Raw genomic sequence first — 14,533 nt, 5'->3', positions numbered from 1 at the left:
TCCCGCTCAAACCTGTTTGGTCGTGATCATGTCCAAGAACCGAATTCCACTTTTCGGGATCATGGTCCGAGCGCCTTTTTGGGAAAAAGCCTTCGCGGCGGTTTTTTCTCTGGCGGAATCAATCCGGCCGCGTTAAGCGATGACTCCCATGGCGCGATATGTATTCATCACAGGCGGCGTGGTTTCCTCACTTGGAAAAGGCATTGCCGCAGCGGCCCTTGGGGCTCTCCTGCAGGCGCGAGGCTATCGCGCACGCATCAAAAAACTCGACCCCTACCTCAATGTCGATCCCGGCACGATGTCGCCGTACCAGCATGGCGAAGTGTTCGTCACCGATGACGGGGCCGAAACCGACCTCGACCTTGGCCATTACGAGCGCTTCACCGGCCGTTCCGCCAACCAGCAGGACAACATCACGACCGGGCGTATCTACAAGAATATCATCGAGCGCGAGCGGCGTGGCGACTATCTCGGCGCGACCGTGCAGGTCATCCCGCACGTTACCGATGAAATCAAGAACTTCGTCCTCGACGGCAATGACGACTATGATTTCGTGCTGTGCGAAATCGGCGGCACGGTCGGCGACATCGAGGCGATGCCGTTCCTCGAAGCCATCCGCCAGCTCGGCAACGATCTGCCGCGCAACAACGCCGTCTATGTCCACCTGACCTTGATGCCCTATATCCCGACGGCGGGTGAGCTGAAGACCAAGCCGACGCAGCATTCGGTCAAGGAATTGCGCGGCATCGGCATTGCGCCGGATATTCTTCTGGTGCGCGCCGACCGCGCCATTCCCAAGGAAGAGCGCCGCAAACTGTCGCTGTTCTGTAATGTCAGGGAAAGCGCCGTCATCCAGGCGCTCGACGTGCCGCATATCTACGACGTGCCTATGGCCTACCACAAGGAAGGTCTCGATTCGGAGGTGCTGGCCGCCTTCGGCATCGACCCGGCGCCCAAGCCGCGCATGGAGCCATGGCAGGCTGTCTCCAACCGCATCCATAATCCGGAGGGCGAGGTCACCATCGCCATCGTCGGCAAGTATACCGGCCTCAAGGATGCCTACAAATCGCTGATCGAGGCGCTTTCGCATGGCGGGCTGGCCAACCACGTCAAGGTGAAGCTCGACTGGATCGAATCGGAAATCTTCGAAAAGGAAGACCCGACGCCTTGGCTGGAGAAGGTGCACGGCATCCTCGTGCCCGGCGGTTTCGGCGAGCGTGGCTCCGAAGGCAAGATCCTGGCGGCGAAGTTCGCACGCGAGCGCAAGGTGCCGTATTTCGGCATCTGCTTCGGCATGCAGATGGCCTGTATCGAGGCGGCACGCTCGCTGGCCGGTGTCGAACATGCCTCATCGACCGAGTTCGGCCCCACCAAGGAACCAGTCGTCGGTTTGATGACCGAATGGCTGAAGGGCAACATGCTGGAAAAGCGCAGGGCGAGCGGCGATCTCGGCGGCACCATGCGGCTCGGCGCCTATCAGGCCGAGCTCGCCAAAGGCTCGAAGATCGCCGATATCTACGGCGACACCCAAATTTCCGAACGTCACCGGCACCGCTACGAGGTCAATATCGACTACAAGAAGCGCCTGGAGGATTGCGGGCTGGTCTTTGCCGGCATGTCGCCCGACGGTGTGCTGCCGGAGACGGTCGAGTATCCCGACCATCCCTGGTTCATCGGCGTGCAATATCACCCCGAGCTGAAGAGCCGGCCACTCGATCCGCATCCGCTGTTCGCCAGCTTCATCGAGGCGGCGGTGGAGCAGAGCCGGCTGGTCTGATCGCTACAATGCGGACCTATGTGGCGCTTCTCTACAGCATCACCCTGGGAGAGGGGCGGCGGGTCGTCATGTCCGATCTCAAGACGATGGCGGAAGGCCTCGGCCTGAAGAATGCCCGCACCTTGGTGGCGACCGGCAACCTGGTTTTCGAGAGCGAAAAGATCTCGATCGCCGGACTTGAGAAGCGGCTGGAATCCGCCTTCGAACAGACCTTTGGCCGCCATGTCGACATCATCATCCGCGCCGCCGGAGACTGGCGCAAACTCGCAAGCGGCAATCCATTCCCGACCGAGTCGGTGGAAGCCGGCGACCAGGTCGCGGTGCGCGTGATGCGCAAACCCGTGGCCGAGGATGCCATATCGGGCCTTCAGGCCTATGCCGCAGCGGACGAGAAGGTGCTTCTGGTCGGCGGCGACATCTGGGTCGTCTTTTCACGGGAGAGGTCTAGCTCGCGGCTGCTCGCGGCCGCAAATCACAAACGCATGGGCATCGGAACCTCGCGCAACTGGAACACGGTGCGCAAGCTGGCCGAGATGATAAGAGCATAAATCTGGGGCGGCGTTGCGCCGCCCCAGAGAAGTTCGTCAGGCTTTTGCTATCTTGGCGCCTGCACCCAGGGCGGCGGTGCGCAGCACGTAGTAGATGACGCCGGCGATCGCCACGCCGAAGAACCAGCCATAGACGCCCCACCAGGACGGTAGCCAGTTGGTGAAGTTCGGCAGGATCGACGAGAAGACGGCGCCGATGCCGGCGGCTATGAAGGCATTGACATGCCAGCCACCCTGGAAGCGGAACTCGCCGTCCTCGCGATACAGCGCCTCGACGTCGACCTCGCCCTTCCGGATCAGATAGTAATCGACCATCATCACGCCGAAGATCGGTCCCATCGTCGCGCCGATGACGTTGACGAAAGAGGCGGCACTGCCTTCCCACGGTGCGAACGGATAGAGCACAAGCGCGATGACAGCGGCGATGTAGCCGCCCTTCTTGAAGTCGATCTGCCGCGGGAAGACGTTGGAGAAGTCGAAGGCCGGCGACACGAAGTTGGCCACGACGTTAATGCCAAGCGTCGCCACCGCGAAGGTCAGGGCGGCAAGGGCAGCCAGGAACCAGCTGTCGAACTTGGCCGAGATCTGGTCGGGGTGCAGCAGCACCTCATGGTAAACGTCGTAGGCGGCAATGGTGGTGACGCCGGCGACCAGCGAGAACAGGATCAGGTTGATCGGCAGACCCCAGATATTGCCCTTGCGCAGCGCCGCCTGATCGGGCGCATAGCGGGCGAAATCGCAGAAATTGAGATAGAGCGCCGAAAAATACGTCACCCAGATCGCGGCGACCGCGAACAGCGACGTCCACGAGCCCGGCGTTCCAGGCACGCCGGCATCCTTGGTCTTTTCCAGAAGCACGTCCATCGGGATGTCGCTGGTGAAGGCGAAGGTTCCGGATTTGACGCAGAGATAGATGGCCAGGAGCAGCATCATCACCCAGACGGCTGGTCCCGCCCAATCCTGGAACCGGCGCACCGTTTCCATGCCTTTCTGGATGATGAGCAGTTGCAGGGCCCATATGACCACGAAGCAGATCACCTCCAGGCCGGAATGGCCGAGGAAATGGGTGTTGGCGTTGAAGTCGGCGAACCATTGCGAGCGGATCAGCAATGCAACGATGGCGCCGGAGGCGGCGGCGGTCTGCGCGCCATACCAGAAGCAGGCGACGATGGCGCGCACCAGTGCCGGAATGTTGGCGCCCCAGATGCCGAAGGAGGCGCGGGCGAGCACGGGGTAGGGCACACCGGTCTTCACACCGGCATAGCCGACCATGTTCATCAGCGCGTAAATGATCAGCGAGCCGATGCCGATGGCGATGATGAAATTGACGAAGCCGCCACAGAACAGAAACAGGCTGGCGGCGAGGTAGTAGCCCCACAGGCTATGGACGTCCGACGTCCAGACGTTGAAGATCGAGAACGGTCCCCAGTTTCGAACCTTGGCAGGAGCGAGGTCTTCATTATACAGGTCAGGCGATGCGCCTTGTATCGTCATTGCAATGTCCCCTTCTTGCAGCACGCGCCCTCACGCGTTGACCGGGGAGGTTACGCCTGACGCAGGGGAACCGGCAAGCAATCGATTTGCCGGCTTTGACCTTAAAGATATTCAATGCGAACCGCGATTATCGACGGGGCGATGATGGTGAGCCGCTTTTGAAAAGGCCTGCCTGTTGATTCGAGTTCTCGATCCACGGCCTGAATCTGGACGAACCCGTGTTCACAACATCTGTCTGCAAGCGGGGCTGCCTAGGCGATGGCCATCACCCGCTTATGGTCCTCGACTTCGGAAAGCAGCCAGTCCTGAAAGAGGCCGGTACCCGGCTTGTTGCCGATGCTGCGGCGCTGATGCAGGTAGATGCCCGCCGGATAGGTGTGGCGGGCGCTGAACGGGGCGACCAGCTTGCCCTGCTGCAGCAGATCCTGGGCCATCATCGTGTCGGCAAGCGCTATTCCAGCGCCGTTGATCGCCTCGCGCATGATCAGCGTGCAATCATCCAGCGTCGTGCTGGATTTCGGCGTCGTGTCCAAAACGCCTTCCTGTTCCAGCCAGCGCTTCCATCGCATGGTCTCGCATTCGTGGATCAGATGGTGGTTGACCAGATCGGCGGGCGATCGCAGCGGCATCGGGCCTTCGAGCAGCGAGGGCGCACAGACCGGCGTCAGAACCAGCGGGATCAGCAGCGTCAGAGCCGGGCCGGCCTTGTAGACGAACTCGTCGACGATGGCCAAATCGAAATTGGCCCGCTTGCCTGACGTCGAAATCTCCAGATCCACGGCCGGATGCTGTCGGCGGAAGTTCGGCAACCGGTCCGCCAGCCAAAGGTTCAGAACAACCGGCACGCACAGGACCCGGACACGTTGGGTCCTGCCGTGGCTCGGGCCGTTGGCGAGATTGACATCGTCGGTGGCGCGCCAGATGGCCTCGAACGCTTCGGAGAGGCTGCGTGCGTAGTAAGAGCCCCTGGTAGTGGGCGTTATCTGGCGAAAGCCGCGCTCGAACAAATCCTGACCGAGATTCCTTTCAAGCGCGCGGATGTGACGGCTGACGGCGGAGGGCGTCAAATGCAGTTCTTCCGCTGCATCCTTGACGCTGCCGAGACGTGCTGCGGCTTCGAAAGCGCGCATGCCATTGAGTGAGGGTAAGGCCATTGAACGATCATGAATCGTCAGTTGAGTTTTTGTCAATCAACATGGACAAAATTGGCGTTTGATCGCTTGGCCCGTTCAGGGATACCCAAGAGGCAAGAGCAACTAAGTCGTCTTACGAAAACGACTATTTGGGGACTTCGGCACCATTCCACCAACGGCGGCGACCGGTCTGACCGGCTTCCGCCGGTGGCAGGCGAAGCGTTACGCAAATTGCGAGCAGCGCCTCTGCCAAAGCCCTGCAATGAGGAGAACGCCCGCTTATGCCTCAATCGCCAGTGCCGGTCTTCGAAACGGCGGACGAGATTTCCGCGGAAACCTCAGTCGTCGTGATCCTGCAGACTGCCCGGACAGGCTTTGGCCCGCGGGCAATGGCATTGGACACCGAAATGGGCGGGATACTCTCCCGGGCCTGTTCCGATGCGACCGCCTTGGCTGAATCGGGCGCCTGTATCGATGTCATCGCCCCCCAGGCGATATCGACCCGGCGCGTGATTGTCCTGGCCTTGGGCAAGGCCGAGGCCGTCACCGCATTCTCCTTGGCACGCGCCGGCGGCCTGCTTGCCGCGCATCTGGAAGGCAAAGGGGAATGCGCGGCTACCCTGGTCCTTGACCCCATCGCAGGCGTAGGCCTGCCGCGAGCGCAGGTCCTGGCAAGAATCGTGCTTGGAATGCGGCTGCGGCGCTATCGCTTCGACCTGCGCAACCGGCGCCAAGGGGCGGGGGCCGATCGGACCCTGCGGGTGCAATTGGTCGGGGCCGGCGGCCCAGAGCTGAATTCGGCGCTGGCACGGATCAACGCCATCGCGGATGGCGTCGAATATGCGCGCACACTGGTCAACCTGCCGCCAAACCATCTCCATCCCGACAATTTCCACGATCATCTGGAGCCGTTGCGCGAAGCTGGCATCGACGTCGAGATACTCGATACGGCGAGGCTGAAGGAACTTGGCATGAACGCGATCCTGGCTGTGGGGTCAGGCTCCGTGCGGCCGCCGCGCGTCGCGGTCCTGCGCTATCGCGGCAAGGGTGCCCCCGCACAGCCGCTGGCCTTTGTCGGCAAGGGCGTGTGTTTTGATTCCGGCGGCCTTTGCATAAAACGCGGCGAGCAGATGTTCGATATGAAGGCCGATATGGGCGGCGCGGCCGCGGTGGTCGGCCTGCTGATCGCGCTGGCTCGGCAAGGCAGCCCGGTGCACGTGGTCGGCGTCCTCGGCATTGCCGAGAACATGCCGTCGGGCACCGCGCTCAAGCCGCGCGACATCATCACGACAGCGTCCGGCCAAACCGTGGAAGTGTTCGACACGGATGCGGAAGGGCGCCTGATCCTGGCCGACTGCCTCTATTATGCCGCCTCGCGCTTCAACCCGTCGGTGATCGTCGACCTCGCCACTTTGACCTATTCGGTGATGCGGGGTCTCGGATCGGTGTTCGCCGGCCTCTTCAGCACCGACGATGCCATCGCCTCGCAGATGATCGCGGCCGGAGAAATGGTCGGCGAGCGGTTCTGGCAGCTGCCGCTCGACCGGGCTTACGACGAGGGGCTGCAATCGCCGTTCGCGGATCTGCGACATCACGCCAAGGACATGGAAGACGGTGACGCTCCCTACGCCGCGGCGTTCCTGCGTCACTTCACCGAGGATCGGCCCTGGGTGCATCTCGACATTGCCGGCAAGGAACTGGCCGAGGCGGATCGGCCCCTCGGCAGGCAAGGCGCCACGGCATTCGGTGTGCAGATGCTGGAAGAATGGGTTCGGTCCGGCCGGCTGACGAACTAGGGGCAAAACAAGATGTCTTCAGCCACACAAGGAATCGGGATGTCATCGGAAATCGTCACCAGGGAAGGCAGGGCCGGCTTCGGCGGCTACGAAACCTGGTATCGGGTCAGCGGCGAACTCGACGCCGACAAGGCTCCGGTCGTCATCCTGCATGGCGGACCAGGTGCCGCCCATAATTACGTCGATGCCTACAAGCTTCTTGCCCGAGGAGGCCGTGCCGTCATCCACTATGACCAGCTGGGTTGCGGCAATTCCACCTTGCTGCCTGACAAGGGCGCCGATTTCTGGACGCCTGGGCTGTTTATCGACGAACTTGAAAATCTCGTCGATCATCTCGGGATCCGAGGCGGCTTCCACGTGCTCGGACAGAGCTGGGGCGGCATGTTGGGCGCTGAATATGGGGTGACGCGGCCGAAGGGCTTGAAGTCGCTGACAATCGCCAACTCGCCGGCGTCCATGACGCTATGGGTACAGGAGGCCAACCGGCTGCGCGCCGACCTGCCCAAGGACGTGCAGGAGACGCTCACTCGGCACGAGCAGGCCGACACGACGGACGATCCGGCCTATCAAGAAGCGACGATGCGGTTCTACGAACGCCATGTCTGCCGCGTCGTTCCGTTCCCGCCGGAAGTGACGGAGACCTTCGCTCAGATCGTGCGCAATCCGACCGTCTATCATGTGATGAACGGTCCAAACGAATTCCACGTCATCGGAACACTGAAGAGCTGGAGCATCACCGATCGGCTGCCGGCGATCGATGTTCCCACGCTGATCATCTCCGGCCGTTACGACGAGGCCACGCCAGCGACCGTGCAGCCCTTCAAGGACGGCATCAAGGGATCGCGCTGGCAGATATTCGAGCATTCCAGCCATATGCCGCATGTCGAAGAGCAGGATCTATGCATGCGGGTGGTGGGAGACTTCCTGGACGACAACGACAACTGAGAAAAGGGGAACTACGACATGAAGAAATTGCTCTTGGCGACCTCGGCCGCGGCATTGCTGGCCGGCTCGTGGCTGGCTCCGGCACAGGCCGAATACCTCAGGGAACATCGAGGCGGCACCATTCGCCTGCTGGCCCGCTCGGCGGCCGGAACGCTCGATCCGCACATCAACTACACCGACCAGGGCTGGCAAATGTACCAGCCGATCTATGACGGGCTGGTCGCCTTCCGCAAGGCCGAGGGCATGGACGGCTTCACCATCGTCCCCGACCTGGCAGAGGCGCTGCCGCAGGTCGGCAATGACGGCAAGACCTTCACCTTCAAACTGCGCAAGGGCATCAAGTTCTCCGATGGCAAGGATCTCGGCGTGAAGGACGTCGTTGCTTCCTTGCAGCGCATCTTCAAGGTCTCCGGACCGACCTCGGGCACCTTCTATGCAGGCATCGTCGGCGCCGACAAGTGCCTTGCCGATACCAAGAGCTGCACGCTGGAAGGCGGCGTTGTCGGCGACGAAGCGGCCGGCACCATCACGTTGAACCTCATCAAGCCGGACGCCGAGATCCTCTACAAGCTTGCCTTGCCGCATGCCGTGGTCCTGCCGGCCGACACGCCCGCGGAAGATATGGGCTCCAAGCCCATCCCCAGCACCGGCGCCTACATGATCTCCGCCTTCGATCCCAACAAGGGAATGACGGTGACCCGCAACCCCAACTTCAAACAATGGAGCGAGGACGCCCAGCCGGACGGCTATCCTGATGCCGTCCAATATGATTTCGGCCTCTCCGAGGAAGCTGCCGTCACCGCGATCCAGAACGGGGAAGCCGACTGGATGTTCGACGCGCTGCCCAGCGATCGCCTCGGCGAACTCGGCAGCAAGGCCATGGACCAGTTGCACATCTCGCCGCTTTCGGCCTGGTGGTATGCGCCGCTCAACAACCGGCTGGCGCCGTTCGACAATGAAAAGGCCCGTCAGGCCGTTGCCTACGCGATCGACCGCAATACGCTGGTCAAGCTGTTTGGCGGCAAGGTGCTGGCCTCGCCGGTCTGCCAGGTCCTGCCTCCGGATTTCCCCGGCCACGAGGACTATTGCCCCTTCACCAAGAACCCCGGCGCCAAATGGTCGGCGCCTGACCTCGACAAGGCGAAGCAGCTCGTCGAGGAATCGGGCACCAAGGGCCAGAAGGTGACCATCATCGTCGAGGACACGGCCATTTCACGGTCCATCGGCGTCTATCTGCAGAGCGTGCTGACCACCATCGGCTATGTCGCCGACGTCAAGCCGATCTCGTCCAACATACAGTTCACCTACATTCAGAACACCAACAACAAAGTGCAGATGTCCGTCACCCAATGGTACAAGGACTATCCCGCGGCTTCGGACTTCCTGAACATCCTGTTCAGCTGCGCCTCCTTCCGCGAAGGTTCGGACGCTTCGATCAACATCGCCGGCTTCTGCGACAAGGATATCGACGCCAAGATGCAGAAGGCATTGGACCTCGGCGTGACCGACCAGAAAGCCGCCGACAAATTGTGGGCCGAGATCGACAGGCAAGTCACGGACAAGGCGCCGGCTGTCGGCCTCTTCACGCCGAAGCGGCTTGACTTCGTCAGCAAGCGCGTGGGCAATTTCAAGTTCAACCGGCAGTTCAACTGGATGATCACCCAGTCCTGGGTGCAGTAACGAACCGCGGAGGGGCACGTCCGTGTCGAACGAAGCTGTCGCCATGCCGCGCAAGACGCGAGGGCCCTGGGCCGTCGCGTTTGCGAGGCTGGCAACGGACAGGGCCGCCATGGCATCCCTGGCCGTGTTCCTCCTCATCGTCTTCGCCTGCCTTAGTGCGCCTTTCTACGCGAAATGGGCTGCCGTGGACCCATTCGCCTCGACGCTCGACGCCGTCATCCAGATCGACGGCGTCGACGTTCCGGTGATGGAACAATCGACAGAGGGGCTCGGGCTTGGCTACACGCCGCTCGGGCCGACCTGGCGGCTCGGCATTTATTTCCTTGGCGCCGACAGCCAGGGGCGCGATGTCATGGCCCGGATGCTCTATGGCGGGCTGATCTCGCTGCTGATCTCCGGGGCAGCCACCATCTTCACCCTGATTCTGGGCACGGCGGCGGGATTGATCGCGGGATATTTCGGCGGCGTCACCGACACGGTGCTGTCGCGCTTGCTGGATGTCCTGTGGGCGTTTCCAATCTATCTCTTGGCGATTTCGCTTTCGATCGTCACCATCGCGCAAGGCATTTCGATCGGGCCGATCGAGATCGAGTCCGGCAGTCTGTGGCTGCCGGTCATCATCATCGGCATCGTCTACATACCCTATGTGGCGCGTCCGATACGCGGGCAGGTTCTGTCGCTGCGCCATAGCGAGTTCGTGCTCGCCGCGATCAATCTGGGGTGCCGGGGCCGCGGATCCTGTGGCGCGACATCCTGCCCAACATCACCACAACGCTGATCGTCTTCGTGCCGCTGATGATGGCGCTGAACATGCTGACGGAATCGGCACTCTCCTTCCTGTCGATCGGCGTGCAGCCGCCCGCCGCGAGTTGGGGCACCATCATCCAGGACGGCCAGGCGCTGCTTTACACCAGGCCATTGGTGGCGCTGGTGCCGGGCCTGGCGATCGCGGTTTCCGTGATGGCGCTTAATGTCTTCGGCGACGGCCTGCGCGATGCGCTCGACCCGCGCTCCAAGATTCGACTGGGGCGCGACTGATGATTTACGCGATCCTGCGCCGTTTCGGTCAGATGCTGTTCGTGATGTTCGGCATCTCGGTTATCGTGTTTTTGATCTTCTTTGCCACGCCAGGGGCCGACCCGGCGGCGCGCATCGCCGGCCGCAATGCATCGCCCGAGGTGCTGGAGGCGGTACGCCACAGCTTCGGCTTCGACCGGCCGCTCTATGTGCAATATGTGAAGATGATGGAGAAGATCTTCGTCACGGGCGATCTGACCTCGTTCGTCAATCGTGGTTGGAAGGTGGTGCCGGCGGTCATGGATTCGATCCCCGTCACACTCTCGCTGGTGTTCGGAGCGGCGATCCTGTGGGTCGTTGTCTCGATCGTGATCGGCATCGTGGCCGCCGCTACCCGCGACAGCTGGCTGGACAAGCTGCTGATGGCGTTGGGGCTGCTCGGCATTTCCATGCCGGTCTACTGGCTGGGCGAGGTGATGAACCTGATCACCCAGAGCCGCTATCACGAGAGCTGGGCATTCTCCTGGGTGCCGCCGCTCGGCTACAAAAATTTTTCCGACGATCCGAAAGGCTGGTTCCTGACGCTGGTCATACCGTGGATCACGCTGGCCATTCTCTACATCGGCATTTACGGGCGGGTCTTGCGCGCCGCCATCATCGAATCCCTGCAGGAAGACTATATCCGCACGGCCCGGGCCAAGGGCCTGTCGGAGACGCGCATCCTGCTGCGCCACGCCTTGCGCACGTCGCTCATCGCCTTCGTCACTCTGTTCGGCCTCGATTTCGGCGCGCTGGTGGGCGGCTCGGCCCTGCTGACCGAAGTCGTATTCGGCCTGCACGGCATCGGCAAGCTAACCTATGACGCGCTGCAGAATCTCGATCTGCCGATGATCATGGCGACGGTGATGTATGCGTCCATGTTCGTGGTGGTCGCCAACGCGGTTGTCGATTTCGTCTATATCCTTCTCGATCCGCGGCTGAGGACATCATGATACTGTCGGTGCGTGATCTCCGGGTATCCTTCCGGACCGATGACGGCCCCGTGAGGGCCATCGATGGCGTTTCCTTCGATCTCGCGGAAAGCGAAATTCTCGGTGTCGTCGGCGAGTCCGGCTCCGGCAAGACCGTGTCGCTGCTGGCGGTGATGGGGCTCATCACCGACCCCAACGCCATCATCGAAGGCTCGATCCGCTACAAGGGCCGCGAGTTGGTCGGACTGCCGCCGCGCGAACTCAGGCGCCTGCGGGGCAACGAGATCGCAATGATCTTCCAGGATCCGATGACGGCGCTGACGCCGGTCTACACCATCGGCTGGCAGATCGCCGAACAGATCCGCGCCCATCGCAACATCAGCAAATCCAAGGCCATGGAGCGAGTGGAAGAACTTCTGGCCGAGGTGAACTTCCCCAACCCGCACGAGGCGATGTCGCGCTACCCGCACCAGCTCTCCGGCGGCATGCGCCAACGGGCGGTGATCGCGATGGCGTTGTCCTGCAACCCGGCGCTGCTGGTGGCGGACGAGCCGACCACGGCGCTCGACGTCACCGTGCAGGCCGGAATTCTCGATCTCGTGCGCAAGCTGCGCGCCACGCACAAATCGGCGGTCGTCTTCATCACGCATGACATGGGCGTGGTCTCCGAACTCGCCGATCGGGTCATGGTCATGTATGCGGGCCGCATCGTGGAACGCGGCAGTCGCACGGAGCTGTTTTCTGACCCGCGACACCCCTATACGCGTGCATTGCTTGGTTCGATCCCACCGCTGACCGGTGCGAAACCGCGCCGCCTGCCTGCCATTCCCGGGTCACCGCCATCGCTGCTGCGATTGCCGCAAGGCTGTGCCTTCGGTCCGCGTTGCCGGGTCCGCTACGAGCCGTGTCTAACCGGCAAGCCCGAGCTTGGCGCCGCCACGCACGCGGCGGCCTGCTTTCGAGTGGCGCAGACATGAGCGGACCGATGATCGACAACGACCGTCCAATCCTCGAAACGCGCTCGCTCGGCAAGCGTTTCTCGATCGGCACCCGTTTTTCCGCCGAAGGCAGGCGAACCGTCCACGCGGTCGACAATGTCTCCCTGACCGTGCGGCGCGGCGAAACCGTAGGGTTGGTCGGCGAGTCCGGATGTGGCAAGTCCACGCTGGCGCGCTGTCTGGTCAGGCTCTACGACATTTCAGACGGTGAGCTGCTGTTCGAAGGCGACGACATCACGTCGAAGTCGCTGTCTGAACTGAGGCCGCTGCGGCGGCGCCTGCAAATGGTGTTCCAGGACCCGTCGGCCTCGCTCAATCCGCGCCGGCGTGTCGGCGACCTCGTGGCGGAACCGCTGCGCATCCATGGCAAGCTTTCATCGCGCGAGATCACCAACCGCGTCGCGGAGCTCTTCGAGCTCGTCGGACTGTTACCGGACCATGTCATGCGCTTCCCCCATGAATTCTCGGGCGGGCAGCGCCAGCGTGTCGGCATAGCACGCGCCATAGCCCTCAATCCCGATCTCGTCGTTCTCGACGAACCGGTCTCAGCGCTCGACGTGTCCGTACAGGCGCAGATCGTCAACCTGCTTGCCGACCTTCAGGAGAAGCTGGACCTCACCTATGTCTTCATCGCCCACGACCTGTCCGTGGTGCGTCAGGTCTCGACCCGCATCGCGGTCATGTATCTCGGCTCGATCGTCGAGGAAGGACCAGCGGAAGAGGTGTTTTCAGCCCCGGCTCATCCTTACAGCCAGGCGCTGATCTCGGCCGTTCCCGTCGTGGAGACGACACCCAGCGGGACGCGAAGGCGCATTATCCTTACGGGCGATGTGCCGAGCCCGCTCAATCCGCCATCCGGGTGTCGGTTCCACCCCCGATGCCCGATAGCGGTTGGGCGCTGCCGTTCGGAGCGGCCGGAACTGAGGGAGTACCGACCCAGCCGCAAAGCGGCCTGCCACTTCCCGACGACATAGCCGATATCGCTCATCATCCGACCGCCAGATTTTTCAAAATTCTGTGTTCCGCGTGGAACCAACCACCGGACGGCGCGTTTCATGGGGTTCGATCGAGCGCATCTCGATCGACCGGAGGAAACAATGGACTACCTGCATTTCTTTTCGCCCGTGCGGATATCGCGCGGGCAGGGACACCCTGTAGAAGAAGTGGATAGTGTCGCCGAGGCGATGGTTTTCTTGCGTAAATGGCCGAAGGGACGGCGTGGGCCTGTGTATCAGTGTGCACTGAATTGCTGCTCGGCCGCCCTGTCGGGACAGATGTCGGCGGAGGAAGCAAGAAAGGCGTTCACCGGCTTTGCCCGGATCACGCGGCTTCTGGACGATGACATGGCTCTGCCGATAGGCAACGACAGCAAGGCGAGCATACACGCGCTGCGGCGGTAGCGTCCACGGCCTTTACTGCTGGCGGATCGCGCCCGTTGCGGGCGCGATGTCGCTGTTTGCGCTTCGGGGCAAACCGTCCCACCATCCGGTCACCAATCGACACCGCATCGATCGATCACCCAGAGCCATGATCCATCCGTTTGCCGGCGGGCGACCTAGCTTGTCACATCACCGTCCGGAAAGCGGGTCGACGTCAGCGCCGGATCACCGCTGACCAGCGCCGCACGCTGCTCGCCGACGGCAAACTTACGACCGAAGGCGGTGACGTCGGCATAGTAGCTGCGAATGGCTTCGTAGCCGCGCGGAAACCGTCCACCGCCACAGTCGATCACCGCATCCGGTTCGAACAGCGAGGCCCGATCTCGCTGAATCTGCAGGAATTGGAGTCGCTGATTGCACGGCAACATGCGGGCGACGCGTCGACCGGAGTCCCGTCTCCCTAAGCAGGTATCAGGATGGCGATGCGATGTATGCCGACCACCTTGCTTGTGCTTTCCTCCCATATGTTGGTCGCACAACAATGTGAGCGACAGCTAATATTACCCTTTCCCGTATGATTTAAATGACCGTGATGGCGCCATGGCATTTCTGCCGCCTCATGATCGACCAATGCAGCTTGTGCGGGCAGGGGGCGTGTGCACTATCTGTGCACAGAAAAGACTGATGCCTCACGTCACAGTGAGCACAGTCGCAGAAGATGGTTTTTGGAACGGCTGCGGGACCAAGTTCCGCAGTTCTTCTCCTTGGGTATTGGACGGACTGAGATCGAAAAAG

The 14,533-nt window shown here is 62.0% G+C and carries 14 protein-coding genes; 11 read left to right on the top strand and 3 right to left on the bottom strand.

Annotation, left to right across the window (positions count from 1 at the left end; all coding sequences use genetic code 11):
• Positions 1-139 precede the first annotated feature (139 nt).
• Together FJ434_RS00640 and FJ434_RS00635 are read left to right on the top strand one after the other, a co-directional pair.
• On the top strand, positions 140-1,777 hold the full coding sequence (locus tag FJ434_RS00640; RefSeq protein ID WP_140505430.1) for a CTP synthase: 1,638 nt from the start codon (positions 140-142) through the stop codon (positions 1,775-1,777).
• Positions 1,778-1,785: 8 nt separating this feature from the next.
• Entirely contained in the window at positions 1,786-2,325 is a 540-nt protein-coding gene (locus FJ434_RS00635; RefSeq protein WP_140505428.1) for a DUF1697 domain-containing protein, read from the top strand.
• Positions 2,326-2,361: 36 nt separating this feature from the next.
• On the opposite strand, the gene FJ434_RS00630 is transcribed toward FJ434_RS00635, so the two are convergent.
• A complete protein-coding gene (locus tag FJ434_RS00630) occupies positions 2,362-3,819 on the bottom strand; it encodes an NCS1 family nucleobase:cation symporter-1 (protein ID WP_140505426.1) in 1,458 nt (485 codons plus the stop codon).
• Positions 3,820-4,070: 251 nt separating this feature from the next.
• Positions 4,071-4,973 carry a LysR substrate-binding domain-containing protein gene (locus FJ434_RS00625; protein WP_140750296.1) on the bottom strand — a complete coding sequence of 301 codons (903 nt, stop codon included), beginning with the start codon at positions 4,971-4,973 and terminating at the stop codon, positions 4,071-4,073.
• A 260-nt stretch (positions 4,974-5,233) separates the two neighbouring features.
• Here FJ434_RS00625 and FJ434_RS00620 point away from each other — a divergent pair, with 260 nt between their 5' ends.
• The 9 genes from FJ434_RS00620 (at position 5,234) to FJ434_RS00585 (ending at position 13,759) form a co-directional block, all read left to right on the top strand.
• On the top strand, positions 5,234-6,748 hold the full coding sequence (locus tag FJ434_RS00620) for a leucyl aminopeptidase (RefSeq protein ID WP_140750298.1): 1,515 nt from the start codon (positions 5,234-5,236) through the stop codon (positions 6,746-6,748).
• A gap of 39 nt (positions 6,749-6,787) precedes the next feature.
• Positions 6,788-7,693: a proline iminopeptidase-family hydrolase gene (locus FJ434_RS00615; RefSeq protein ID WP_140750300.1), complete on the top strand. Its 906-nt coding sequence runs from the start codon at positions 6,788-6,790 to the stop codon at positions 7,691-7,693.
• An 18-nt stretch (positions 7,694-7,711) separates the two neighbouring features.
• The gene (locus tag FJ434_RS00610) at positions 7,712-9,373 is read left to right on the top strand and encodes an ABC transporter substrate-binding protein (protein WP_140750302.1); all 1,662 of its coding nucleotides are present in this window, start codon (positions 7,712-7,714) and stop codon (positions 9,371-9,373) included.
• A 109-nt stretch (positions 9,374-9,482) separates the two neighbouring features.
• Positions 9,483-10,151, top strand: a complete 669-nt coding sequence (locus FJ434_RS00605; RefSeq protein WP_246679046.1) for an ABC transporter permease subunit — start codon at positions 9,483-9,485, stop codon at positions 10,149-10,151.
• On the top strand, positions 10,094-10,411 hold the full coding sequence (locus FJ434_RS30035) for an ABC transporter permease subunit (protein ID WP_246679045.1): 318 nt from the start codon (positions 10,094-10,096) through the stop codon (positions 10,409-10,411). The genes FJ434_RS00605 and FJ434_RS30035 overlap by 58 nt, the downstream gene beginning before the upstream one ends.
• Positions 10,411-11,382, top strand: a complete 972-nt coding sequence (locus FJ434_RS00600; RefSeq protein ID WP_140750304.1) for an ABC transporter permease — start codon at positions 10,411-10,413, stop codon at positions 11,380-11,382. The genes FJ434_RS30035 and FJ434_RS00600 overlap by 1 nt, the downstream gene beginning before the upstream one ends.
• Complete coding sequence (locus tag FJ434_RS00595) at positions 11,379-12,338, top strand: ABC transporter ATP-binding protein (protein WP_140750306.1); 960 nt, start codon at positions 11,379-11,381, stop codon at positions 12,336-12,338. The genes FJ434_RS00600 and FJ434_RS00595 overlap by 4 nt, the downstream gene beginning before the upstream one ends.
• Before the next feature lie 8 nt (positions 12,339-12,346).
• Complete coding sequence (locus tag FJ434_RS00590; RefSeq protein ID WP_140750422.1) at positions 12,347-13,333, top strand: oligopeptide/dipeptide ABC transporter ATP-binding protein; 987 nt, start codon at positions 12,347-12,349, stop codon at positions 13,331-13,333.
• A 123-nt stretch (positions 13,334-13,456) separates the two neighbouring features.
• Positions 13,457-13,759, top strand: coding sequence for a DUF982 domain-containing protein (locus FJ434_RS00585; RefSeq protein WP_140505424.1), 303 nt, complete (start codon positions 13,457-13,459; stop codon positions 13,757-13,759).
• Positions 13,760-13,914: 155 nt separating this feature from the next.
• On the opposite strand, the gene FJ434_RS00580 is transcribed toward FJ434_RS00585, so the two are convergent.
• Entirely contained in the window at positions 13,915-14,166 is a 252-nt protein-coding gene (locus FJ434_RS00580; RefSeq protein WP_181166009.1) for a hypothetical protein, read from the bottom strand.
• Positions 14,167-14,533: the final 367 nt, after the last annotated feature.

This window comes from Mesorhizobium sp. B2-5-13 (genome assembly GCF_006440535.1).
In the GTDB taxonomy this organism is placed as follows: Bacteria; Pseudomonadota; Alphaproteobacteria; order Rhizobiales; family Rhizobiaceae; genus Mesorhizobium; species Mesorhizobium salmacidum.
The sequence above is the reverse complement of the archived record's forward strand: the minus strand, read 5'-3'. Positions and strand labels throughout refer to the sequence as shown.

Coding starts and splice junctions, on each gene's coding strand:
- FJ434_RS00585 (WP_140505424.1), top strand. CDS start 13,457: ATGGACTACCTGCATTTCTTTTCGCCCGTGCGGATATCGCGCGGGCAG.
- FJ434_RS00595 (WP_140750306.1), top strand. CDS start 11,379: ATGATACTGTCGGTGCGTGATCTCCGGGTATCCTTCCGGACCGATGAC.
- FJ434_RS00605 (WP_246679046.1), top strand. CDS start 9,483: ATGGCATCCCTGGCCGTGTTCCTCCTCATCGTCTTCGCCTGCCTTAGT.
- FJ434_RS00635 (WP_140505428.1), top strand. CDS start 1,786: ATGCGGACCTATGTGGCGCTTCTCTACAGCATCACCCTGGGAGAGGGG.
- FJ434_RS00620 (WP_140750298.1), top strand. CDS start 5,234: ATGCCTCAATCGCCAGTGCCGGTCTTCGAAACGGCGGACGAGATTTCC.
- FJ434_RS00640 (WP_140505430.1), top strand. CDS start 140: ATGACTCCCATGGCGCGATATGTATTCATCACAGGCGGCGTGGTTTCC.
- FJ434_RS00590 (WP_140750422.1), top strand. CDS start 12,347: ATGATCGACAACGACCGTCCAATCCTCGAAACGCGCTCGCTCGGCAAG.
- FJ434_RS00610 (WP_140750302.1), top strand. CDS start 7,712: ATGAAGAAATTGCTCTTGGCGACCTCGGCCGCGGCATTGCTGGCCGGC.
- FJ434_RS00625 (WP_140750296.1), bottom strand. CDS start 4,973: ATGGCCTTACCCTCACTCAATGGCATGCGCGCTTTCGAAGCCGCAGCA.
- FJ434_RS00615 (WP_140750300.1), top strand. CDS start 6,788: ATGTCATCGGAAATCGTCACCAGGGAAGGCAGGGCCGGCTTCGGCGGC.
- FJ434_RS00600 (WP_140750304.1), top strand. CDS start 10,411: ATGATTTACGCGATCCTGCGCCGTTTCGGTCAGATGCTGTTCGTGATG.
- FJ434_RS00630 (WP_140505426.1), bottom strand. CDS start 3,819: ATGACGATACAAGGCGCATCGCCTGACCTGTATAATGAAGACCTCGCT.
- FJ434_RS00580 (WP_181166009.1), bottom strand. CDS start 14,166: ATGTTGCCGTGCAATCAGCGACTCCAATTCCTGCAGATTCAGCGAGAT.